Genomic DNA, 21604 nt, shown 5'->3' with positions numbered 1-21604 from the left:
GGGGCGGCTCCGAGTGGACGGCGGCGCGAAATCACCATCCGTCGATTTTCGGCCAAAGTCCGTTCCCTGTAGTCGAGTTGACACGTTCGGGCGTCGTGTCAACCGGTGGGCGGCCGGTCGGCGACCGGCTCGCGCGACGGTCCGGGAGGCGGGCTTCGCCCCCCGGACCGGACCGTCACCCGCGGGGAATGAGGTGACGGTGTCCCCCAGCCCACTGGATCCAGTGCAGCGGGCCGACCCACGCAGAAGCCATGGAAGCGCTCCCGGCAACGGGCGGCCAGCGCGCACGGACGGGCGCACGGGCACACGTACCCGGAGCACATGCCAATTCCCGTACCCCTGTTTGAACATGAATCTCGCCATCCGGGATACCGGCTCTTAACGGTCGGGATTCGGCGAACTACTCTGGGTGGATGCATGCCCCGCGGTAGCGGGGCGGCTGTCGGTGTGTCGAGGGGTGCGCATGTCCAGGGATATACGCGGGCCGAACGAAAAGCTCGGCACCGTACTCGCCCTCGCGGGTATCAGCAATGCCGGACTGGCGCGCCGGGTCAACGACCTCGGTGCGCAGCGGGGGCTGACGCTTCGTTATGACAAGACGTCGGTGGCGCGGTGGGTCTCCAAGGGCATGGTGCCCCAGGGCGCCGCGCCTCATCTGATCGCGTCCGCCATCGGCAGCAAACTGGGCCGGCCGGTGCCGCTGCACGAGATCGGGCTGGCGGACGCCGATCCGGCGCCCGAGGTCGGCCTGGCGTTTCCCCGCGATGTGGGCGCAGCGGTACGCTCCGCGACCGAGCTCTACCGTCTCGATCTGGCCGGACGGCGGGCCGGCGGTGGCGGCATCTGGCAGAGCCTGGCCGGATCCTTCGCCGTCAGCGCGTACGCCACTCCCGCCTCGCGCTGGCTGATATCCCCGGCCGACAGCTCGGTGGCGCGGGAGGCGGCCGAGGCCCGCGACAAGGACGCCGCGGCGGCCGGCGACGGCGGGATCCCGCAGCACGTCGGACACAGCGACGTCAGCAAGCTGCGCGAGGCGGCGGAGGACGCGCGCCGCTGGGACTCCAAGTACGGCGGCGGGGACTGGCGTTCGTCGATGGTGCCGGAGTGCCTGCGCGTGGACGCGGCGCCGCTGCTCCTCGCCTCGTACAGCGACGAGGTGGGCCGGGCGCTCTTCGGGGCGACCTCCGAACTCACCCGGCTCGCGGGGTGGATGGCCTTCGACACCGGCCAGCAGGAGGCCGCGCAGCGCTACTACATCCAGGCGCTGCGGCTCGCCCGCGCGGCGGCCGACGTCCCCCTGGGCGGGTACGTGCTGGCCTCGATGTCCCTCCAGGCGACCTACCGCGGCTTCGCCGACGAGGGCGTCGACCTCGCCCAGGCCGCCCTGGAGCGCAACCGCGGCCTGGCCACGGCCCGCACCATGAGCTTCTTCCGCCTGGTGGAGGCCCGGGCGCAGGCCAAGGCCGGGGAGGCACGCGCCTGCGAGGTGGCGCTGAAGGCGTCCGAGGGCTGGCTGGAGCGCTCCCGCAGCGGCGACCCGGACCCGTCGTGGCTGGACTTCTACTCCTACGAGCGCTTCGCCGCCGACGCCGCCGAGTGCTATCGGGATCTGCGGCTGCCCCGCCAGGTCCGCCGCTTCACCGAGCAGGCGCTCTCGCGTCCCACGGAGGAGTTCGTACGCTCCCATGGGCTGCGTCTGGTGGTGTCCGCGGTGGCCGAACTGGAGTCCGGCAACTTGGACGCGGCGTGCGCCGCGGGCACCCGGGCGGTCGAGGTGGCCGGACGGATCTCCTCGGCCCGCACGACGGAGTACGTGCGCGATCTGCTGCACCGCCTGGAGCCGTACGGCGACGAGCCCCGGGTGGTGGAGCTGCGGGAGCGGGCGCGGCCGCTGCTGGCGGCGCCGGCATAGGCATGGGCCGGCGGATCGGTGCGCCGATGGATCGGGGTCGGGCAGGGTCGGCCGGGCTGGTGCTCCGGCCCGGGCCGCCGCGGGCGGGCCGCAGGCGGGCCCGGCGGCCACGGCCCGAACCGCGCTGTCAGTGCCGACCGTCATGATGGGATACGTCGGCGGCGAATGATGCGCGGGTCCGCGGCGACGGTCGGGCCTGCGGTCATGCGGTTGGGGAGGTGCAGTGGCGGCGTACGACTGCGACGTGCTGGTGATCGGTGCGGGCATCATCGGGCTCTCTACGGCCCATGCGATCACGCGTGCCGCGCCGGGCACACGGGTCGTGGTCCTGGAGAAGGAGCCCGGGCCGGCCCGCCATCAGACCGGGCGCAACAGCGGCGTGATCCACAGCGGCATCTACTACCCGCCCGGCTCGCTCAAGGCCCGCTTCGCCCTGCAGGGCTCGGCGGAGATGGTGAAGTTCTGCACCGAACACGACATTCCGCACGAGGTCACCGGCAAGCTGATCGTCGCCACGGACCGCAGTGAGCTGCCTCGGCTGCACGGCCTGATCCAGCGCGGCCGCGAGCACGGCCTGCCGGTGCGCGAGCTGGGCCCCGCCCAGATAGCGGAGTACGAGCCCGAGGTGCGCGGCCTGGCCGCCATCCATGTCGGCACGACCGGCGTCTGCGACTTCGGCGCCGTCGCCCGCCGCTTCGCCGCGCTCGCCACGGACGCCGGCGCCCGGATCGTCTACGGCGCGGACGTGACCACGATCGGCCGCCGCCCGGGGCGGGTGGCGGTCCGTACCGCCGACGGCACGGTCCACCGGGCCCGCGCCCTGGTGAACTGCGCCGGGCTGCACTGCGACCGGATCGCCCGGCTGGCGGGCGACGCCCCGGGCATGCGGATCGTCCCGTTCCGCGGCGAGTACTTCACCCTCGCCCCGGAGCGCGCCGCCCTCGTCCGCGGCCTGGTCTACCCGGTCCCCGACCCCGCCTTCCCCTTCCTGGGCGTCCATCTGACCCGCGGTATCGACGGCGGCGTCCACATCGGCCCGAACGCCGTCCCCGCGCTGGCTCGCGAGGGCTACGACTGGCGCACGGTCCGCCCCGGCGAGCTGGCCGGCACCCTGACCTACCCCGGCTCCTGGCGGATAGCCCGCCGCCACTGGCGCTACGGGGCCGGCGAGCTGCACCGCTCGCTGTCCCGGCGCGCCTTCGCCGACGCGGTCCGCCGCCTGCTGCCGGCCGCCCGCGAGGAGGACCTGCTCCCCGCGCCGGCCGGCGTCCGCGCCCAGGCCGTCCTGCCCGACGGCACCCTCGTCGACGACTTCCTCTTCAGCGAGTCCCCGGGCATGATCCACGTCCTCAACGCCCCCTCCCCCGCGGCCACGGCCTCCCTGCCCATCGGCAGGGAGGTGGCGCGCCGGGCACTGGGGGTGCTGGGCGGGTGAGCGGGTGACCGGCGCCCCTCCCGTCGGCGATTCCCGTCCGCCGCGCCACCATCCGTAGAATCGACACACTGTGTCCGAGAACCCCGTCACCCCTGAAGCCACCCCGCTGGAAGCCGGTGCCGCCGAAGCAGGCGCTCCCCAGGCCCCCGCGCAGGCATCCGCCGCTCACGAAGCCCGCAGCCTCGGCGCCACGGCCGTCTCCGCCGCCAGCCCCCGGCGCGGTGCGCCGATGTTCCCCGACGGGACCGGTCCCGCGGCCGACCCCGCGGGGTCGCATCACGAGCGGCGGATCCGTTCCTTCCAGCCCCGCCGCAGCCGTGTCTCGCCCAGCCAGGCCGATGCGCTGCGCCGCCTGTGGCCCCAGTGGGGAAGGGACATCGACGGGCTCTCCCGTATCGATCTCGACGAGTTCTTCGGCGGACTGCCGGTCGTCCTGGAGATCGGCTTCGGAATGGGCGAGGCCACGGCGCAGATGGCCGCCGCCGACCCGGCCACCGGCATCCTCGGCTGCGATGTGCACACCCCGGGGCAGGGCAATCTGCTCGGTCTCGCGGAGCGGAACGGCCTGTCCAACGTCCGGGTGGCCAACGGCGACGCGATCATCCTGCTGCGCGAGATGCTCGCTCCCGGCTCCCTCGCCGGTCTGCGCGTCTTCTTCCCCGACCCGTGGCCCAAGAAGCGCCACCACAAGCGCCGCCTCATCCAGCCGGAGTTCATCGCGCTGGCGACCACCCGGCTCAGGCCCGGCGCCCTGGTCCACTGCGCGACCGACTGGGAGCCGTACGCCGAGCAGATGCTGGAGGTCCTCTCCGCGGAGCCGACGCTGGAGAACCTCTACTCCGGCTATGCGCCGCGGCCGGACTTCCGGCCCCTGACCAAGTTCGAGGGCCAGGGGCTGGACAAGGGGCACGTCGTCCATGACCTGCTCTTCCGCCGGCTCGGCGAGTAAGGCGCACGTCCCTGGTTAGGGTCGACGGGTGTACTCGTCCCAGCCGTCCCCGCACCCGCACCGCCCGCCGGCCCCTCCCCCGTACACACCCCATACGCCGTACGCACCGCACACCCCGGGGCCCCACGCCCACGGGTCCGACACCTCCGGCCCGGCCGCCGCGCACGGGTCCCTCCGCCCGCGCCGCCGTACACCGCCCTGGCACAGCAGGACCATCCGCGCCGTCGCGCTGATCTCCCTGCTGGCGCTCTCCGGCGTGATCATCATCGGCATGGTCCGCCAGGAGACCGGCACCGAGGGCTTCCTCGTCGGCCTCGGCCTGGCCGTCTTCCCCGTACCGCTCCTGATCGCGGCGTTCTGCTGGCTCGACCGCATCGAGCCCGAGCCCTGGCGCAACCTCGCGTTCGCCTTCACCTGGGGCGCCTGCGCCGCCACGTTGGTCGCGCTGCTGGCCAACGGCTTCGCCACCGACTGGCTGGCCGCCAATATCGCCTCCACGTCCCCCACCGAGGCCGAGGCCTGGGGCGCGACGGTGATCGCCCCGGTCGTCGAGGAGCTGGTCAAGGCCGCCGCCGTCCTGCTGCTCTACCGCTTCCGCCGGCACGACTTCGACGGCATCACCGACGGCATCGTCATCGCCGGCATCACCGCCACCGGCTTCGCCTTCACCGAGAACGTCCTCTATCTGGGCAACGCCTTCGGCCAGGACCAGTCCATGGGCCACTCCGGCCTGGACTCGCTCACCGCCGGCACGTTCTTCGTCCGCATCGTCGTCTCCCCCTTCGCGCACCCGCTCTTCACCATCCTCACGGGCCTGGCCCTCGGCATAGCCGCCACCCGCTACCCCCGCCGCCGCCCCGCCCGTATCGCCCTCGCCGTGCTGGGGCTGCTGACCGCCGTCCTCCTGCACGCCATCTGGAACGCCGCGTCCACGCTGGGCGACCTCGGATTCCTGGTCGTCTACGGGCTCTTCATGGTCCCCGTCCTCCTCGCCCTGACCTGGCTGGCCGTCTGGACCCGCGGCCAGGAGCTGCTCTCCCTGCGCGGCTACCTCGCCCCGTACATCACCGCCGGCTGGCTCGCCCCCACCGAACCCACCGCCCTCTCCTCCCTCACGACCCGCGCCCTCGCTCGCGACCTGGCCCACCACGCCCAGGGCCCCGCCGCCGCCCGCGCCGTCACCGAGTACACCGCTCTCGCCACCGCCCTCTCCTTCCACCGCCGCCGCGCCCACCTCACCGGCCCCACCCCCGACTTCACCACCCGCGAGCGACATCTCCTGGAACACCTGCGGCACTACCAGCCGTGGGGGCGTCCGGCCTTGACGTGCGCATTGGGACAGAGGGACGGGGACGGCGGGGCGGGCGCACTGCGGGACGCCGAGCGATGACCGTCACCCGGCCGAGCCCCGTTACGACGCGCCGCCACCCTCAGGCGCGGGCACGGCTGCCCGGTCGGCCCATCGGCTTCGGTGCTGGCGGATGTACTCCACCTGTATCTGGTGCTCTTTGACCCGGGTCAGCGCACGAATGAACTTCTGCGTCAGCCCGTTGATCACCTCCAATCCGTCGGTGAGCTGCAGGGCACCGCGGTCGAAGAGTGCATGGCAGTTCGGGCAAAGACACAGCACATTTCCCACCGTGTCCGGTCCGTAGTGCGGCTTTCCCACAGCCTGGATATGAGCCGCCTGGCTGATCGCTTTGCCATCGGGCGAGACCACCAGCCGAAGACCGCACACCTGGCAGGTGTCGTCGTACATGTCCTTGACTTTTCGCACCACCTTCGAGTCGCGTATAAGGCGCTCATAGGCGACGGTCCGGCGGAATTGTTCTTCCAGGTCGGTTTTCCGGTCGCCGTCTGGCGACACGGGTTGCGGATCCACCGTTTCGCCCTCTTCGATCTTGAGGAGTCGAAACTGGCAGATCCGGAAGCCGTCCTTGCCTATGGTGGTCCAGCTCTCAGCCACCCGGAAGAGACCGCAGTACACATAGCCACCGGTGGCCTTCTGTCGCTTGATGTTCAAGCCCCGGATCACACGTACCGGATTGCCGAGGGCTTGGTTGAGCAACAGGCCGGCGTTGCCCTTCGCGTCCATGGTCTGATCGGCGACCATGCACTGGGTAGACCTATCGCGCCCGCCCTCGCCCGTGTAGACGATCTCGGTTTCGCCATATTCATCGTCGACGTAGCCACCAGAGAGAACGATGGAGTCGACGCCTTCTGTCGCGGTACCGGAGATTCCTCTTCCGAGCTGGCGATGCACTCCCTGAGCGTGCAACTCCGCATGCCCCTCGAAGTGCTGACCTTCATAGACCCCCGCTGGGGCGCCAAACTTGACGGGGTTTCGCGATTTCGCCTTCGTCATGGAGGAATACTGCCAACCTCTTGATCGCCACGTCACCCCGATCGCCGCAGCCCCACATGAACGCCCGCGCGTAGGCTCGGGGAAGTTGACTCTGATCGGGAGGATTGTGATGGCCGGCGTACCGACGAGTGTGGTTGCGGCGAGTGGGCTGCTGGGCGGCTACGGCGTGGCCCGTTGGACCAAGAAGCGGCCCCTGGGTGGGGTGGCGCTCGCGGCGGCGGGGGCCGTGGCGGCCAAGGGGTGGCAGGAGAAGGCCGGGGCCAAGACCGCGGCGGCGTTGAGTGGGGCGTATGTGGCGGCCTTTGTGGGGTCCCATCCGCTGGCGAAGAAGATCGGGGCCTGGCCTTCGGTGTTCGCGGTCGCGGGCGGGGTCGCGCTGGCGTCGTGGGCGGTGGTTGACCGTCGGGGGAAGTGAGGCCGGCGACCGGCGAGGCCGGGTACGGGGGGGGGGGGGGGGGGGGGGGGGGGTGGGCCCCCCCCCCCCCCCCCCCCCCCCCCCCGTCCACGCCGTGGGTGGATCAGGCCGAAGCCTCGGTCAGGAGGGTGAGTTCGGGCTCCGTGAGGGTCAGGTCGGCGACGGCCAGGAGGGGCGCCAGCTGACTGACCGTGCGGGCGCTGGCGAGGGGCGCCGCGACGGTGGGCTGGGCGGCCAGCCAGGCGAGGGCGACGGTGGCGACCTCGGCCTCGTGCGCGGCGGCGACCGTGTCGAGGGCCTCCAGGACGCGCAGCCCGCGGTCGGTGGCAAGGTGCTGGCCGGCCTTTGCGGAGCGGGCGCTGTCGACATCGGTGCCCGGGCGGTACTTGCCGGTGAGGAAGCCGGAGGCGAGGGCCCAGTACGGGATGGCGGCCACGCCCTCGCGGGCCGCCACGTCGGCGAGTTCGCCCTCGTAGGTGTCGCGGGAGACCAGGTTGTAGTGCGGCTGGAGGGCGACGTAACGGGCCACACCCTCGCGGGCGGAGAAGGCCAGGGACTCCGCCAGACGCGGCGCGGAGATGTTGGAGGCGGCGATCTCACGGACCTTGCCGGCCTGGACGAGCTCGTCGAGGGTGCCGATGATCTCCGAGACCTCGACCGATTCGTCGTCGTAGTGGGTGTAGTAGAGGTCGATGTAGTCGGTGCGCAGACGGGTGAGGGACTGATCGACCGCGGACTTGATGGTGGCCGGGCTCAGGCCCTTGTAGTCGGGGTGGGCGCCGACCTTGGTGGCGACGACGATCTCGGAGCGATTGCCGCGGGAGACCAGCCAGTTGCCGATGACGGTCTCGGATTCGCCGCCCTTGTTGCCGGGCACCCAGGCCGAATAGGCATCGGCGGTGTCGATGAAGTTGCCACCGCCTGCCGCATACGCGTCGAGCACGGCGAACGACTCGGCTTCGTCGGCCGTCCAGCCGAAGACGTTGCCCCCGAGGGCGAGCGGGGAAACGGCGAGCGAGCCGAGGTTCCGGCGGTTTTGGGGGGTGGAGTGTGTCGAGGTCATGCGTGGTTGCAGCGTGGCGGGGAGGGGAGTTATTCCCCGGGAGAAGTCAAGGGGAGGTCAATCAATGCGGGCAAAGCCCTTTGGGGAGAAGGACTTTTTTGAGGGGAAGGACTTTGGGGGGAAGGGCTTGGGGGGAAGGACTTTGGGGGCGCCAATGAGGGGCGCCCGACGAGGAAGGCCCCAGGGATGTGGGATGCCCCCGGGGCCAGCACTCGGAAATAGCCTCCCGTGACACACTCAGGCCGCCTCCCGGCAGGCCCTCAGGCGCGTCTCCGGGCGGGCCGGGGCCTCAGACGTTCACACCGTGGTCGCGCAGCCACGGCATCGGGTCTATCGGGTCGCCGGCGCCGGGGCGTACCTCCAGGTGGAGGTGGGGGCCGGTGACGTTGCCGGTGGCGCCGACGCGGCCGATCACCTCGCCGGTGCTGATCTTGCCCGAGGTCTTCACCATCGAGGACAGATGGCAGAACCACAGCTCGGTGCCGTCGTCGAGGGTGAGGACGATGCGGTAGCCGTACGAACCGGCCCAGCCGGCCTGGGTGATGGTGCCGGAGTGCACCGCCTTGATGGGCGTACCGGTCGGTGCGGCGAAGTCCTGGCCCGTGTGGTCGGCGGCCCAGCGGTCGCCGGCCTGGCCGAAGCTGGCGGTGAGGGTGTAGGAGGAGACGGGGGCGATGAAGCTCTTCGCCAGTTGGGCCAGGCGCTCGGCCTCCGCCTTCCGGCGCGCCGCCTCCTCGGCCTTGCGCTTGGCCTCCAACTCTGCCGCCTTCTTGGCCGCCGCGGCCTTGTCCGCCGCGTTTTGGGCCGTCTTCTGGGCCGCGGACGCTTCCGTCGCCGCCTGCTTGATGGCGGCGCCCTCGGCCGCTTCGCGGGCCTCCTCCTCGGCGGCGCCCTGCTGCGCGTCGGCCTGCTGGAGGATGCGGCTGCGCAGCGCCTCGCCGGCGTTGGTGCCCGTACCGGACGTGCCGGTCTGGGTGGCCTGGGAGAGCGGGCCGGCGGCGACCGGGTCGGCGGAGTCGCTTCCGGAGGCCGTTGCGGCGGAATCGGCGCCGGAGTCGGATATGAGGCCGCCGAGCCCCGGGAGGGACTCAGCATCCGGAAGGCTGTCGGAGATGTCGTGGGCCATGCCGCCGATGTCGGGCATGGAGATCGGGACCGGCGGACGGTTCTCGGCGGTGGCCATGCCACCCGCGCCGACCGCCGCGATGACGCCGACACCCAGGACCGTGCCACTACGGGCGAGTCCGCCGCCGCGCTGCTTGGCCACCCGGTGCTTGCCGCGGACCGGTCGGAGCGACTCCTCGGTGGGATTCCATTCCTCCCACGGGCCGTCGCCGTCGATGCCCGCCGTGCCCTCCGGATCACCCGATCCTTCGAAGGCACCTCGGTCGTCGAGTCGGTATGCGGGCGAAGCCTCGGGGGCAGGCCTGTTGGACGCCACGGGGGCGCACTCCTTTCCTTCCTTCTCGCCTACCGGGTTAGCTGACGGGTTCGGAGCAGGAAGGTCTCCTACGGGCCACTCTGGCGGAGGCGCCCGATTCACCCCAAGGTGGTGGTTCCCCGGTTCCCTTGGTGCAGTTCGAAGTGCTGGAGATGCGTGAAAAGCGCGTGCGGGATTCGGCGTCGGCGCGCGGTGCCGCCTCTTGCGACGGCTGGGACGACCGCGCTGCGTTATCGGACAGTAATAGAGGTCGTGACTGTTTTCCAAGCCTTCCTGGGAATCCTTATCCGTTCCGCATGAGGTTTGGCCTGGACTTTTTCGGTCACCATGCCCACAAAGCGGGCGAGTTGACCATGCGCCGCTAAACGATCTCGCGCTGATTGTGCGTCAGTCGTTATGCGGAGGGGCGCCCCCCAGTTACGGAACGTGAGGGCGTAACGTCGGATCATGGTCGTCAACGTCGAGAGCGCGGGGAGCACCGTGAGCTCCGGAAACGTCAAGGGCGGTATCGGCCGGAGCGCGGCGGTGGATGTGGCGGAGCGCTACCGGGAGTTCTCGTGGCAGGAGGCGCGGGGACGGTCCGACGCCCACGCGGAACTGACCGCGCGGATCAGCCAGGACCCGGAGTTCTGCGATCTGCTGTCGGGATCGCTGCCGGCCGGCAACAAGCAGCAGCCGAACCTCCTGCTCGCCGCCGTCCGGCACCTCGACGGCCCGCACGCGGAGCAGGGCCCGCGCGGCGAGGCCGCGTACGGTCGCTGGCGCGAGTGGACGGTCCGGCACTGGGACGAGGTCCGCGCGGTGATCATGCAGCGCGCCACCCAGACCAACGAGCCGGCCCGCTGCGCCACGCTGCTGCCGCTGCTCGCCCGTCTGCCGCAGCCGCTGGCGCTGCTGGAGGTCGGCGCGTCGGCAGGGCTGTGTCTGCATCCCGACAGCTACCGGTACCGGTACCAGGACGAGTCCGCCACCGGGTACGAAGGGCGGCCGGCGGGCGGCCCGCGAACCGTCGAGGTGGGGCCGCCGGACGGCCCGGTGGTGTTCGACTGCCGTACGGACTGGGCGCCCGGGGAACTGCCCGGCCGGCTGCCGGAGATCGTCTGGCGGGCCGGAATCGATCTGAACCCGCTCGACCCCGTCGGCGCACCGGACGATCTGCGCTGGCTCCAGTCGCTCGTCTGGCCGGGCGAGGGGGAGCGTGCGGCGCGGCTCTCCGCCGCCGTCGAGGCCGTACGGGCGGCGCCGCGACCGCGGATCGTACGCGGCGACCTGATCGACGAGCTGCCCGCGCTGGCCGCCGCGGCGCCGCCCGAGGCGACGCTGGTCGTCTTCCACAGCGCGGTGCTGAGCTACCTTCCGCCCGCCCGCCGCGAGGAGTTCGCGCGCCTCGTACGGTCGCTGCTCGACGGGCGGCCCGGTGGTGGGCACTGGATCTCCAACGAGCACCACTTGGTCCTGCCGTGGATCACCGCGCCGGAGCACCACTCCGGGCGCCCGGAGGACGGCCGGCTGACCCTCGCCCTGGACGGACGCCCGGTCGCGCTCACCGGCCCGCACGGCGAGAGCCTGCACCGACTGCCGGGCGCGGAACCCGCAACGGGGACGTAAGACGTGAGCAGAAGCGGCGCGTAGGGGCTCACCGAGCCCGCTCCTCCTCCTGCCCCGCCCTGATCGGCGGCCCGGCACTCCTCGTCCCGCCCTACTCCCCCATGGGCCGCTGCACCGCCAGCAGGGCCATGTCGTCCGCCGACGCCCCGCGCGTATGCAGTGCCACATCCTCGACGAGGGTGTCCAGGAGGGCGTCCGGACCGGGGAAGCGGCGGCCGCGCAGCCGGTTCGAGGGGTTGTAGAAACGGCCGCGGAAGTCGCGGGCCTCGGTCATGCCGTCGGTGAAGAACAGCAGCAGCGAGCCGGCCGGCAGAAACGTCTCGTCCGACCGGTCGGGCCAGCTCGCCACCTCGCTCATCCCCAGGGGCAGCGCCGGCGCCGCGGGGGCCAGCTCGCGCAGCCCGCCGTCCAGGGTGAGCATCAGGGGAGCCGGGTGGCCGCGGTTGAGGACCCGCAGTACGTGCCGCCCGTTGGCGGGGATCTCGGCCAGCACGGCAGTGGTGAACCCCTCGAACCGGTCCAGCCCTCCGCGCCGCCTGCCCTCCCGCTGCAGCGCCCGCTCCAGCCGGCCGGCCACCGCCTCCAAGGTGGCCTCCTGCTCCGCCGCCTCCCGGAAGGCGCCGATGACGACCACCGCGGCCTCCACCGCCTCCAGGCCCTTGCCGCGCACATCGCCGACGATCAGCCGCACGCCGTGCGGGGTGTCCTGCACCGCGTAGAGGTCGCCGCCGATCCCGGAGTCCGCCCGCGCGCCCACATAGCGGGCGGCGATCGCGAGCCCGGCCAGCCGCTCGGGCGGCAGCGGCAGTACGGCGCGCTGGGCGGCCTCCGAGACGTCCCGTACGGACGCCAGATGGGCATCGCTGGTCCGTACGACCCGGTTGATGACCAGCGCCAGCAGGGCGACGACGAAGACCGTGGCGATCTCCGTCACCGACTCGTGGTAGGTCGGGGCGGCGCTGCGGTACGTCACCCCCCAGACCTCGCCGGCCATGGCGGCCACGGCCGTGACGGCGGTGTGGGCCAGCGACAGAAGCGGCGCCGCGACCAGCGGCGCGGCGGAGAAGAAGGGGGACGCGGTGTAGCTGGGCGGTGTCCCCAGGTCGAAGGCGAGGCCGGCGGCGATCAGCAGGGCGGGGAGCCAGCGCGCCAGGCGCCGCACCGGCGGGGGCATCCGCTCACGGCGCGCCCGCCGCTCCCCGTCGCCCGTAGGGGGCCCGTCGACCTGCCGCATCCGCACCGGCCTCTTCCGCTCCCGCCCGTCTTCCGTACGAGCAGCGTCGTGTCGGCCGCCTCGACTCCCCCAGGGTTGCCGGTACGGGGGCACGCGGCGAGTCGTCGGGGGCCGGACGGGTCACGGGCCGGGCCCCGGTGGAGACGTTCAGCCGGGCCCCGGTGGATACGTTCATCAGACGCTTATCCGGGTCCGTGATCATCCCCTTGGGCGTGCAGCTTAGAGGGGGAAACATGCTGAACGAGACAGTTTTCCGCAGTGCGGACGTGCCGGCGGCGGACCGGTTGTCCTACTGGGCGGAGCGTCTGGAGCAAACCCATGCTCCGATCCATCTGAGCAGCGACCACGCCCACGATTTCCGGGCCACCCAGCGCGTGCTGGACCTCGGCGCCGTGTCCGTGTGGCCGGCCACGATCCCGCAGGTGGTGATGCGGCGCACCCCGCGACTGATCCGGCAGTCCGACCCGGAGCTCTACCACCTCTCCTTCGTCGTGGCCGGGACGGGGACGGGCAGGTGGGACGACCACGAGGTCGCGTACCGGCCGTCCGACCTGATCGTCAACGATTCCTCGCTGCCGTGGGAGATCCGCGGCGGCAAGACCCCGGTCACCACGGTGGGGGCGGAGATCCCCAAGGCGCTGCTGCCCCTGCCGCGCGGCGGGGCCCGTCGCCCGGTCCCACGGCGCATCACGACCCGGTCGGGGATCGGCGCGCTGCTGGCGCAGTTCCTCCTCCGGCTGAGCGCGGACACCACCCCCTACCAGCCCTCCGACGGCCCCCGGCTGGGCACGGTCCTGACCGACCTGGTCACCGCGCTCCTCGCCCACACCCTCGAAACCGACAGCGCCCTCCCACCGGACACCCGCCGGCGGACCCTCATGCTGCGCATCAAGCGCTTCATCCAGGAGCACCTGCACGACCCCGGCCTCTCCCCGGCCGTGATCGCCGCCGCCCACCACATCTCCCTCAGCTACCTGCACCGCCTCTTCCAGCACGAAGAGGCCACCGTCGCCGCCTGGATCCGCCGCAGACGACTGGAGGCCGCCTGCCGCGACCTCACCGACCCGGCGCTGCACGCCACCCCCGTCCACGCCATCGCCACCCGCCGGGGCTTCTCCTGTGCGGCCGACTTCAGCCGCGCCTTCCGCAATGCGTACGGCACTCCGCCGAAGGACTACCGGCGCCATGCACTGATCGCCGGTAAGTCGACTCCTGGTTAAGGAACGTGTGCACCAGGCGCTAACGACAATCCCGCCGGATTCCCGGACGCTTGACTCGCACCGGTTCGACGAAAAGCTGCGTCGAACCGGCGCTACAGGGGGATTTGAGTGCGCACGTCGACAATGTCCGGCGGTGCACCGGGACTTGGAGTCCCGGACGGCGCCGGGCCCGCGGAAAGCCGGCCGTCTTCGTCAACGGAGGAGACGAAGGCGACCCCGTCCGCGGCCGGCGGCGAACTTGCCGATGACGTCAAGGGAATTCGCTCGCCGGGGTCGCCGCTGCGCCCCTTTCCCCCATATGTCAAGTCGCGGCCTTCCACTCCAAAAGGGGCGGAAACACACACCCGCGAAAGCCGACTATTTCAGATGGTGGAACGGTAATGACGACGCCGAAGTGGCGAAAGCTGGTCGATCACGTCCAGAGCATCAAGGAGGGCGTCTACGAGACGAACGTGGACGGCGAGTACAACAACCGGACGCGGTTCGGGAAGCAGTACGGCATGGACGGTGAGCCGTGGTGCGTCATGTTCGACTGGGACATGTACGCCGATGTGGGCCTGGAAGAGTTCGTGCCGCACATCGCCAACGTCAACGGGTTCACCGAGTGGGCCAAGCAGCGTGACCAGTGGTCCGAGTACCCGTCGGTCGGGGCGTGGGTCAACCTCCACAACGGCGGCCACACGGAGCTGGTGATCGGATTCGACGAGACGTACGTGTACACCAAGGGCGGCAACACCGTGGAGGCGGGCGCCACGGACGCCGACCAGGGCAAGGGCGTGTACGCGCACAAGACCGAGCGCAAGAGCGCGAGCATCGTCGGCTACTTCGCGCCCAAGTTCCCCGGCGACGAGTGCCCGCCGACCGCTGATCCGCACGACCACCGGGGCGGTGCGGCGCGCAAGGAGTGGCGCTGGAAGGGGCACCGGCTCCCCCACGAGGACCACAAGGTGAAGGCTTCCGAGGTCGTCTACGGGGCGCGGAACGTCTCCATACGGATCGTGCAGGCCGCGCTGAAGGCGGAGGTCGGGCTCGACTACAGCTCGGCGCCGGGGACGTTCGGCCCCCGGACCAAGGCCGCGGTGGCCGCGTTCCAGCGCGAGCTCGGCTTCACCGGCGCGGACGCGGACGGCGTCTTCGGCCGCCACTCGCTCGTCGAGCTCGGCAAGCGGCACAAGTTCCGGGTGTACGGGCTGGACTTCTTCGACCGCAAGCGGGACGACGACGGCAAGCCGGGCACCGGGCGCATCGCCATCCCGCTGGACTCGGTGGAGTACAAGCACGTGCCGGACGGGAGCGCGTCGAGGGCGGCGAAGGAGGCCTGCCACATCCTCAAGGTCCCGGAGACCCACTGGGTGGAGGGCATCATGACCGCGGCCAAGCGGGAATCGACCTACCGGTTCAACGCGGTGAACACCTACGACGCGAACGCCCACGGGCCCGAGCAGAGCGACGGGCATCCCCAGAGCTGCACGCGCGGGCTGCTGCAGGTCATGCCGGAGACCTTCGCCGAGAACCACCAGCCCGGAACCTCGCACAACGTCTACGACGGGGTGGCCAACATCTGTGCGGCCATGAACTACGTGATGGTCAGGTACGGCGTGTACCGCGACGGCTCCAACCTCGCCGGACGGGTCCAGCAGTTCGACCCGAGCCGGCCGCCGAAGGGCTACTGAGCATGTCCGGCATCGGAGAGATATTCGACAGTGTGGCCGGCAGTGTGGCCGAGTTGTTCACGGGAGAGCCGAGCGTGCGGCGAGCAGAAGTGGTGTCCCTGTCCGACGTCCACCCCGGCGCGAGGAACGGCAGCGTCCTGACGGTGCAGGAGGCACTGGCGAAGGCCGTGGGCCTCGACTACTCGTCCGCCCCGGGAACCTTCGGCCCGCGCACCAAGGAGGCCTACGCCGAGTGGCAGCGCCACCTCGGATTCACCGGCAGCGCGGCTGACGGCGTTCCCGGGAAGACGTCCCTGAAGAAGCTCGGAGCCGAGTACGGCTTCAAGGTACGGGAGGGCGGCGGAGGTTCGTCGGGCGGCCGGGTCGGCACACCGGTGCCGGGGCACGGCATCAACTACGCGTACGGCGTGCCGAACTCCCGGTACCAGGCGGGGTATCACACCGGGGACGACTACGCGGCACCGGAGAGAACACCGGTCGTCGCCGTCCGGGACGGCACCGTCAAGTGGTCGGACGGCCGGGGCGGCGCCTACGGCAACTGGATCGGCCTGCAGGCGGACAACGGCCGCGTCTACGTCTACTGCCACCTGTCCTGGCGAGACGTGCACCCCGGCCAGAGGGTCAAGGCGGGCCAGCGGCTCGGCAGGGTCGGGTCCACCGGCAACGTCACCGGCCCGCACCTGCACTTCGAGGACCACCCCGCAGGGCCGTTCCGCTACGGCCACGATCGCAAGCCGGCCTGGTGAGCGGGGAGAAGCATGCCCAAAACCACCACCGCCTCGTCCCGCACCGGCGGGCTGCTCGCCGCGCCCCTGGTCCCCCTGGTCCTGGTCCTCTCCGTCGGTTCGCTGACGGCCTGTGGTCCCACCGACGACGGCCCACGCGCCGACGGCACCCAGCCGTCGTCCGCCACGAGCCCGTCCGTCACGAACCCGTCCGCCTCAGGTCCCTCGGCTTCAGGTGCGCCGTCGGTCCCAGCCGCCGGAAAGACGGCCGGGACCGGGCCCACCGCCCCTCCGGGTGCGTCCTCCTCGCCGGCCGCCGGCCGTGACCCGGACGACCCGGACGACCGCCTCCACCAGTGGATGGAGTCCGGCTCCATCCCGATGAACGCGTCGTACCACTGGCCGATGCTGGACACCTCGGCCCGCCTCGCCGACGGCGAGAAGCTCCTTTTCGAGGAGCACTGCGGGTCGCGGCGCACCCCCGAGACGGATTCCCTGGCGCGCGCCGCATGGATCGAGAAGGCCCGTCCGGGCAAGAACGACGGGGACCAGAACTGGCTGGCCCAGGAGACCATCGCCGCGCACATGAAGGACGGGGAACGCAAGGCGTCCACCATGTTCAAGGGCCTGGTCGGCGAACTCCGGGCGTGCGCGTCCGCGCACACCTCGGTGACGTACACCACGCAGGACTCCCGGCATGTGGCCGCGACCATCGTCCTCGACAAGGACACGCCCCGGCCCACGACGCTGCACGAGTACCTCGCGGTGGTGGGCGACAACGTGCTCGAACTCGGCCTGTGGGTGACGCCCTACCACCAGGACGGCGGCAACAAGCCCGACGTCGCCTGGCCCGGCCCGCCCGACGCCGACGTCTTCCAGGCGATGACGACGCCGGTGTGCCCGCAAGGCAAGCAGTGCTGAAGACCACCCGAGGAACCGCCCCTGGCTCTCCCGTAGAGCCAGGGGCGGTTCGTGGGGGCGTTTCGCGGGGGCGTCTTGTGGGACGCCGTGCGGAGGGGCACCGCGGAAACGGCGTGGGCGGACGCGCGTGGGGCGGACGCGAGGGCCGGCGGCGGGCGTGGGCGGCATTTGTCCGCACACACGGGACGTACCGATCGGCCGGGTAACGCGGCAGCCGCCCGCGGCGCAGAACTGCATACGGTGCGCCTGTCGCCCCGAACGCGATCACGGCCAGGGTGACTCCTGTGGGGGGTGGCCACCCTGGCCGTGGTCGCACTTCCCTGCCGTCGAGGCGCAGCGTGCGCCGGATTGCGACTCCCATGAGCGCCTGGTGGGCGCGGGACGTCTTCACCATGGACACCGAAGGGCTGCGCGTCGTCCTCAACTACGCGCTGCCCGCCGCGATCTGTCTGCTCGCCGGACATCTGATCGCCGGGCGGGTACGCCGCCTCTGACCAAGTCTTCGCCCCACCCGCATGCGGCCGGAAAAGCGACACGCCTCGGCCGGTGATCACCGGTCGAGGCGCTGAGCCGCAGGTCAGAGAGCCTGCTGAGGAACGGATGCGGTGGGCCATCAGGGGCTCGAACCCTGAACCAATGGATTAAAAGTCCACTGCTCTGCCAATTGAGCTAATGGCCCGCACCGAGCAGCATAGCCCGAGGATCGGCCACAGCCCGAAGGCATGGGGGATCGGACCGGTCATGAAGCTGCCGCGGGCCCGTCACCAGGCGGGATGTCCGGGCGTCCGACCCGCACAACACGCAGGGCCCGTACGGCACTTGCGTGCGTACGGGCCCTGGTGCGGCGCGGTGGGTCGGCGCGGGACGCCGCCCCACCGCTCAGCGCGGGAGATCAGCCGTTGCGCTTCCAGCGCGGCTTGTCCTCGCGGCGGCCGACGGAACCGGTCGTGGCGCCGCGGTGGTCGTCGCGACGGCCGTACGGACGGTCGCCGCCACCGGAGCGGTAGCCACCGGAGGCCGGACGGCCGCCGGAGCGGTCGTCACGGTTGAACGGACGGTCGCCGCCACCGGAGCGGTAGCCACCGGAGGCCGGGCGGCCGGCGGAGCGGTCGTCGCGGTTGAACGGACGGCTGGGGCGCTCGCCGCGGTCGCGGTTGAAGCCGCCGCGGTCGTCGCGACGGTCGCGGTCGAAGGAACGGCCACCGGAGCGGTCGTCACGACGGTCGCGGTTGAAGCCACCGCGGTCGTCACGACGGTCACGGTCGAAGGAACGGCCACCGGAGCGGTCGTCACGGCGGTCACGGTTGAAGCCACCGCGGTCGTCACGACGGTCACGGTCGAAGGAACGGCCACCGGAGCGGTCGTCACGACGGTCGCGGTTGAAGCCGCCGCGGTCGTCACGACGGTCACGGTCGAAGGAACGGCCACCGGAGCGGTCGTCACGACGGTCACGGTCGAAGGAACGACCACCACGGTCGTCACGACGGTCCCGGCGCTCGAAGTTGCCCCGCTCGTCACGACGGTCGGCGGCCGGACGGCGCTCGTCCGGCGCGGCGGCCTGGGCCGGCACCGAGGCCGCCGCGGCGGCCTCGGCCTCGGCGGTCTCGGCGGCGGCGGCCAGCGCCTCGGCCGGGTCCTCGCCCCGCTCGCGGGCGGCCCGCGCGGTCAGCCGGTCGGCCTCCTCGCGCAGCTCGGTGGCGCGCCGCTGCAGACGCTCCAGCTCGCGGGTGAGCTCGGCCACCTCACGCTCGGCCTGCTTGGCGGAGTTGTTGGCACCGTCGGCCTGGACCTCGGTGAGCGAACGCGCGCCGGTGATCCGGGCGACGTCCTCGTCGAAGGCGCCGGAGCCGCCGACGATGTGCCGCGAGGCGTCCACACCGGCGTCCTCCATCAGGCGGAAGATCTGGCGGCGCTGGTGCGGCAGGGAGAGGGAGACCACGGTGCCGGACTGGCCCGCGCGGGCCGTACGGCCGGAGCGGTGCAGGTAGTCCTTGTGGTCGCCGGCCGGGTCGACGTTCAGCACCAGGTCGATGCCGTCGACGTGGATACCGCGGGCGGCGACGTCGGTGGCGACCAGCGCGTTGACGTAGCCGTCCTTGAAGTCCGCGAGGACCCGGGTGCGGGCGCCCTGCGTCATGCCGCCGTGCAGCGCGTCCGCCTTCACACCGGCGTCGACGAGCTGCTCGGCGATGCGGTCGGCGCCCAGCTGGGTGCGGACGAAGATGATGGTGCGGCCCTTGCGGGCGGCGATCGCGGCGGTGACCGGCGCCTTGTCCTTCGGCTTCACGACCAGGACGTGGTGGGTCATGGTCGTGACGTTGCCCTGGGCGCTGTCGACCTCGTGGCTGACCGGGTTGGTCAGGTAGCGCTTGACCAGCGTGCCGATCTCGTTCTCCATCGTGGCGGAGAAGAGCATCCGCTGGCCGCCGGCCGGCACCTGGTCGAGCAGCTCGGTGACCTCGGGCAGGAAGCCCAGGTCGGACATCTGGTCGGCCTCGTCGAGGACGGCGACCTGGACGGCCTCCAGGGAGCAGGCGCCGCGGTTGATGATGTCCCGCAGCCGGCCCGGGGTGGCGACGAGGACGTCGACGCCGCGCTCCAGGGCGTAGATCTGGTTGCCCATGGACGTACCGCCGCAGACGACCTTCATCTTCAGGCCGAGGACGTCGCCGTAGGGCTGGAGGGCGTCCGCGACCTGCATCGCCAGCTCACGGGTCGGCGTGAGGATGACGGCGCGCGGCTTCTTCTTCTCGGTGTGGCCGTCGGCCAGCTGGGCCAGGGTCGGCAGACCGAAGGAGAGGGTCTTGCCGGAGCCGGTGCGGCCGCGGCCGAGGATGTCCTTGCCGGCCAGGGCGTCCGGGATGGTCGCGGCCTGGATCGGGAAGGGGGTGGTGACGCCGTTCTGCGCCAGCTTGCGGACGACGCCCTCGGGCAGTCCGAGGTCGGCGAAGGTGATGGTGTCGGCGGTGTCGGCGGACTCGGCCGACGCGTCGGACTCGGTCACCTCGGGGGCCGTCTGCTCGTCGTGCTCATCGAACGCGGGCATGACGGACTGCTCAGTGGAAATGGACATGCGAAATGCGAAACCTTCCGGAGTCTCGGCACGCGCCCAAACTCCGTGTGTTTCACAACGACCGCCTCAATGCGGTCAGCCACGGCAAGGGAGAGAACGCGCCACGCGGCGCGCTTCTTTTCTGGCGCCGGGCAAATGGGATCAAACGATCTACCACCATACGCACTCCGCCCCCCGGATGGCAAATGGCCTTCCGGCCACCGCCCGCCACCCCCTCCCTGACGGGCCCCTACGCCCCTTACGCCCCCTGTGCCGCCTCCTCCGCACCCGGCTCGCCCTGGGACGTCATCGGCGCGACGGGCGACGGTCCGGAGGCGTGGGCGCTCGGCGGCGGGGGCGCGGGGCTGCTGGGCGGCGGGGTCGCCGGCGCGGTGGGCGTACTGGGCGGGGTCGAGACGGGCGGCGAGGACGGCTGCTGGGAGCGGGACGGCGAGGGGTCGGCGGTGGGGCGGCCGCCGTGGTCGTGTCCCGGACCGGGCTCCGGGCCCGACGGCTTCACCGGGCGGGACGGCGTGGGGGGCTCGGACGGCGTGGGCTCGGCATCGGCCGAGGGCTCGGCCTCCTCCTCGTCACCGCCGGCCGGCTGCGCCTCGCCGTTGCGCCCCATCCGCCGCGGTCCGTCGCCGGAGTTGTCCGCGGCCACTCCGCCGGAGCCGGGCTTGGCGCCCTTCCCGTCGGGCCGCGCGGTGGCGCCGGACGGCTTGGGCTGCGGTGCGTCGCTGACGCTTATGCAACCGGCCAGCGACGCGGCCAGCGCGGAGACGGCCACGGCGGCGGCTGCGGCGCGGGCCCGCACCCGGCCTGTCGGCGGCGGTGCCGGGCGGGCGGCGGGAACGGGGTCGGGGAGGGGGACGGGGTCGGGGACTGCGGCGGGGGGCGGCATCGAAGACGGGTGGCGGTAGGGGCTCGGGCGCACGGCGGGACCTCCGGATCCGGAGCGCGGGGACGGCGGCAGGACGCCTTGCCCAACTCCCGCCCCCCGCCCGAGGACACGCGTACCGCCGGGCCGATCGCCCGCGCCGGGCATCCGGCCCCGTCCGCGGCCCGGCGCGCGCCGCGGCTCGGCGGCTACGGCCCGGCACGGGCGACCGCCCGTCGGCCGCGGCCGGCACGTCGCGGCCGCCCGTCAGCCGTAGCCCAGCGCGTGCAGCCGCGCATCGTCGATCCCGAAGTGGTGCGCGATCTCATGAACGACCGTCACCTCGGTCTCCGCGACCACGTCCTCGCGCGTCGCGCACATCCGTATCGTCGGCCCCCGGTAGATCGTGATCCGGTCCGGCAGCACGCCCGCGTACCACTCCCCGCGGTCGGTCAGCGGAGTCCCCTCGTACAGCCCGAGCAGCTCGGGGTCGGCGGCCGGCGGCTCGTCCTCGACGAAGACCGCCACGTTGTCCATCAGCCGGGTCAGCTCCGGCGGAATCCGGTCCAGGGCCTCGGCGACCAGTTCCTCGAACTCCTCGCGCGTCATTTCCAGCACACCACCATTCTCCGCTACCGCCGCCCGGCAACCGAGGGCCGCGGCCCGTCCGCCCGCCGCGGCGAATCGGAGCCGCCGCCCCCGGCATAACGA

18 protein-coding genes, 1 tRNA gene and 1 riboswitch are annotated in these 21604 nt (G+C 72.0%); of the genes, 11 read left to right on the top strand and 8 right to left on the bottom strand.

The window, feature by feature from the left end; translation table 11 throughout:
• Positions 1 to 463: 463 nt before the first annotated feature.
• From ACZ5XZ_RS11435 to ACZ5XZ_RS11420, 4 genes are all read left to right on the top strand, one after another.
• Positions 464 to 1912: a hypothetical protein gene (locus tag ACZ5XZ_RS11435; RefSeq protein WP_030088381.1), complete on the top strand. Its 1449-nt coding sequence runs from the start codon at positions 464 to 466 to the stop codon at positions 1910 to 1912.
• 223 nt (positions 1913 to 2135) lie between these two features.
• A complete protein-coding gene (gene lhgO, locus ACZ5XZ_RS11430) occupies positions 2136 to 3347 on the top strand; it encodes an L-2-hydroxyglutarate oxidase (RefSeq protein ID WP_468976588.1) in 1212 nt (403 codons plus the stop codon).
• 70 nt (positions 3348 to 3417) lie between these two features.
• A complete protein-coding gene (trmB, locus tag ACZ5XZ_RS11425; RefSeq protein ID WP_468976586.1) occupies positions 3418 to 4296 on the top strand; it encodes a tRNA (guanosine(46)-N7)-methyltransferase TrmB in 879 nt (292 codons plus the stop codon).
• Between the two features lie 28 nt (positions 4297 to 4324).
• Positions 4325 to 5686, top strand: coding sequence for a PrsW family intramembrane metalloprotease (locus tag ACZ5XZ_RS11420; protein WP_468976585.1), 1362 nt, complete (start codon positions 4325 to 4327; stop codon positions 5684 to 5686).
• 21 nt (positions 5687 to 5707) lie between these two features.
• Here ACZ5XZ_RS11420 and ACZ5XZ_RS11415 read toward each other — a convergent pair whose 3' ends face one another.
• On the bottom strand, positions 5708 to 6661 hold the full coding sequence (locus ACZ5XZ_RS11415) for a YDG/SRA domain-containing protein (protein WP_468976583.1): 954 nt from the start codon (positions 6659 to 6661) through the stop codon (positions 5708 to 5710).
• Positions 6662 to 6770: 109 nt separating this feature from the next.
• Between ACZ5XZ_RS11415 and ACZ5XZ_RS11410 the strand changes: the two genes are divergently transcribed.
• On the top strand, positions 6771 to 7076 hold the full coding sequence (locus tag ACZ5XZ_RS11410) for a hypothetical protein (protein ID WP_384439470.1): 306 nt from the start codon (positions 6771 to 6773) through the stop codon (positions 7074 to 7076).
• 103 nt (positions 7077 to 7179) lie between these two features.
• Here ACZ5XZ_RS11410 and ACZ5XZ_RS11405 read toward each other — a convergent pair whose 3' ends face one another.
• Together ACZ5XZ_RS11405 and ACZ5XZ_RS11400 are read right to left on the bottom strand one after the other, a co-directional pair.
• Positions 7180 to 8139, bottom strand: a complete 960-nt coding sequence (locus tag ACZ5XZ_RS11405) for an aldo/keto reductase (protein WP_468976580.1) — start codon at positions 8137 to 8139, stop codon at positions 7180 to 7182.
• A 289-nt stretch (positions 8140 to 8428) separates the two neighbouring features.
• On the bottom strand, positions 8429 to 9580 hold the full coding sequence (locus ACZ5XZ_RS11400; RefSeq protein WP_468976577.1) for a M23 family metallopeptidase: 1152 nt from the start codon (positions 9578 to 9580) through the stop codon (positions 8429 to 8431).
• A gap of 11 nt (positions 9581 to 9591) precedes the next feature.
• Positions 9592 to 9736: riboswitch (cyclic di-AMP (ydaO/yuaA leader) on the bottom strand.
• A 291-nt stretch (positions 9737 to 10027) separates the two neighbouring features.
• Here ACZ5XZ_RS11400 and ACZ5XZ_RS11395 point away from each other — a divergent pair.
• Positions 10028 to 11188, top strand: a complete 1161-nt coding sequence (locus ACZ5XZ_RS11395; protein WP_468976575.1) for a DUF2332 domain-containing protein — start codon at positions 10028 to 10030, stop codon at positions 11186 to 11188.
• A gap of 91 nt (positions 11189 to 11279) precedes the next feature.
• Here the strand turns inward: ACZ5XZ_RS11395 and ACZ5XZ_RS11390 are convergent, their stop codons facing one another.
• Positions 11280 to 12422 carry a PP2C family protein-serine/threonine phosphatase gene (locus ACZ5XZ_RS11390; RefSeq protein ID WP_468976573.1) on the bottom strand — a complete coding sequence of 381 codons (1143 nt, stop codon included), beginning with the start codon at positions 12420 to 12422 and terminating at the stop codon, positions 11280 to 11282.
• Between the two features lie 233 nt (positions 12423 to 12655).
• Here ACZ5XZ_RS11390 and ACZ5XZ_RS11385 point away from each other — a divergent pair, with 233 nt between their 5' ends.
• The 5 genes from ACZ5XZ_RS11385 (at position 12656) to ACZ5XZ_RS11365 (ending at position 17455) form a co-directional block, all read left to right on the top strand.
• On the top strand, positions 12656 to 13642 hold the full coding sequence (locus ACZ5XZ_RS11385; protein ID WP_468976571.1) for an AraC-like ligand-binding domain-containing protein: 987 nt from the start codon (positions 12656 to 12658) through the stop codon (positions 13640 to 13642).
• Between the two features lie 380 nt (positions 13643 to 14022).
• Positions 14023 to 15315 (top strand): peptidoglycan-binding protein, encoded by a 1293-nt coding sequence (locus ACZ5XZ_RS11380; protein ID WP_468976569.1) that lies wholly within the window; start codon positions 14023 to 14025, stop codon positions 15313 to 15315.
• A gap of 2 nt (positions 15316 to 15317) precedes the next feature.
• Positions 15318 to 16061, top strand: a complete 744-nt coding sequence (locus ACZ5XZ_RS11375) for a peptidoglycan DD-metalloendopeptidase family protein (protein ID WP_468976566.1) — start codon at positions 15318 to 15320, stop codon at positions 16059 to 16061.
• 12 nt (positions 16062 to 16073) lie between these two features.
• Positions 16074 to 16961, top strand: a complete 888-nt coding sequence (locus ACZ5XZ_RS11370) for a hypothetical protein (protein WP_468976564.1) — start codon at positions 16074 to 16076, stop codon at positions 16959 to 16961.
• A gap of 359 nt (positions 16962 to 17320) precedes the next feature.
• Positions 17321 to 17455, top strand: a complete 135-nt coding sequence (locus tag ACZ5XZ_RS11365; protein ID WP_468976634.1) for a hypothetical protein — start codon at positions 17321 to 17323, stop codon at positions 17453 to 17455.
• A gap of 112 nt (positions 17456 to 17567) precedes the next feature.
• Here the strand turns inward: ACZ5XZ_RS11365 and ACZ5XZ_RS11360 are convergent.
• The 4 genes from ACZ5XZ_RS11360 to ACZ5XZ_RS11345 all read right to left on the bottom strand — a co-directional run bounded on the left by ACZ5XZ_RS11360 (position 17568) and on the right by ACZ5XZ_RS11345 (position 21511).
• Positions 17568 to 17640, bottom strand: a tRNA-Lys gene (locus tag ACZ5XZ_RS11360).
• Between the two features lie 213 nt (positions 17641 to 17853).
• A complete protein-coding gene (locus tag ACZ5XZ_RS11355) occupies positions 17854 to 20034 on the bottom strand; it encodes a DEAD/DEAH box helicase (RefSeq protein WP_468976561.1) in 2181 nt (726 codons plus the stop codon).
• 238 nt (positions 20035 to 20272) lie between these two features.
• On the bottom strand, positions 20273 to 20917 hold the full coding sequence (locus ACZ5XZ_RS11350; protein ID WP_468976559.1) for a hypothetical protein: 645 nt from the start codon (positions 20915 to 20917) through the stop codon (positions 20273 to 20275).
• 243 nt (positions 20918 to 21160) lie between these two features.
• Positions 21161 to 21511 (bottom strand): metallopeptidase family protein, encoded by a 351-nt coding sequence (locus tag ACZ5XZ_RS11345; RefSeq protein ID WP_468976556.1) that lies wholly within the window; start codon positions 21509 to 21511, stop codon positions 21161 to 21163.
• Between the last annotated feature and the right edge of the window lie 93 nt (positions 21512 to 21604).

Source organism: Streptomyces sp. NPDC033270 (genome assembly GCF_055576575.1).
This window is presented reverse-complemented; position numbering and strand designations above follow the sequence as displayed.

Coding starts and splice junctions, on each gene's coding strand:
- ACZ5XZ_RS11435 (WP_030088381.1), top strand. CDS start 464: ATGTCCAGGGATATACGCGGGCCGAACGAAAAGCTCGGCACCGTACTC.
- ACZ5XZ_RS11415 (WP_468976583.1), bottom strand. CDS start 6,661: ATGACGAAGGCGAAATCGCGAAACCCCGTCAAGTTTGGCGCCCCAGCG.
- ACZ5XZ_RS11410 (WP_384439470.1), top strand. CDS start 6,771: ATGGCCGGCGTACCGACGAGTGTGGTTGCGGCGAGTGGGCTGCTGGGC.
- ACZ5XZ_RS11405 (WP_468976580.1), bottom strand. CDS start 8,139: ATGACCTCGACACACTCCACCCCCCAAAACCGCCGGAACCTCGGCTCG.
- ACZ5XZ_RS11395 (WP_468976575.1), top strand. CDS start 10,028: ATGGTCGTCAACGTCGAGAGCGCGGGGAGCACCGTGAGCTCCGGAAAC.
- ACZ5XZ_RS11390 (WP_468976573.1), bottom strand. CDS start 12,422: ATGCGGCAGGTCGACGGGCCCCCTACGGGCGACGGGGAGCGGCGGGCG.
- ACZ5XZ_RS11385 (WP_468976571.1), top strand. CDS start 12,656: ATGCTGAACGAGACAGTTTTCCGCAGTGCGGACGTGCCGGCGGCGGAC.
- ACZ5XZ_RS11380 (WP_468976569.1), top strand. CDS start 14,023: ATGACGACGCCGAAGTGGCGAAAGCTGGTCGATCACGTCCAGAGCATC.
- ACZ5XZ_RS11375 (WP_468976566.1), top strand. CDS start 15,318: ATGTCCGGCATCGGAGAGATATTCGACAGTGTGGCCGGCAGTGTGGCC.
- ACZ5XZ_RS11370 (WP_468976564.1), top strand. CDS start 16,074: ATGCCCAAAACCACCACCGCCTCGTCCCGCACCGGCGGGCTGCTCGCC.
- ACZ5XZ_RS11365 (WP_468976634.1), top strand. CDS start 17,321: ATGAGCGCCTGGTGGGCGCGGGACGTCTTCACCATGGACACCGAAGGG.
- ACZ5XZ_RS11355 (WP_468976561.1), bottom strand. CDS start 20,034: ATGTCCATTTCCACTGAGCAGTCCGTCATGCCCGCGTTCGATGAGCAC.
- ACZ5XZ_RS11350 (WP_468976559.1), bottom strand. CDS start 20,917: ATGCCGCCCCCCGCCGCAGTCCCCGACCCCGTCCCCCTCCCCGACCCC.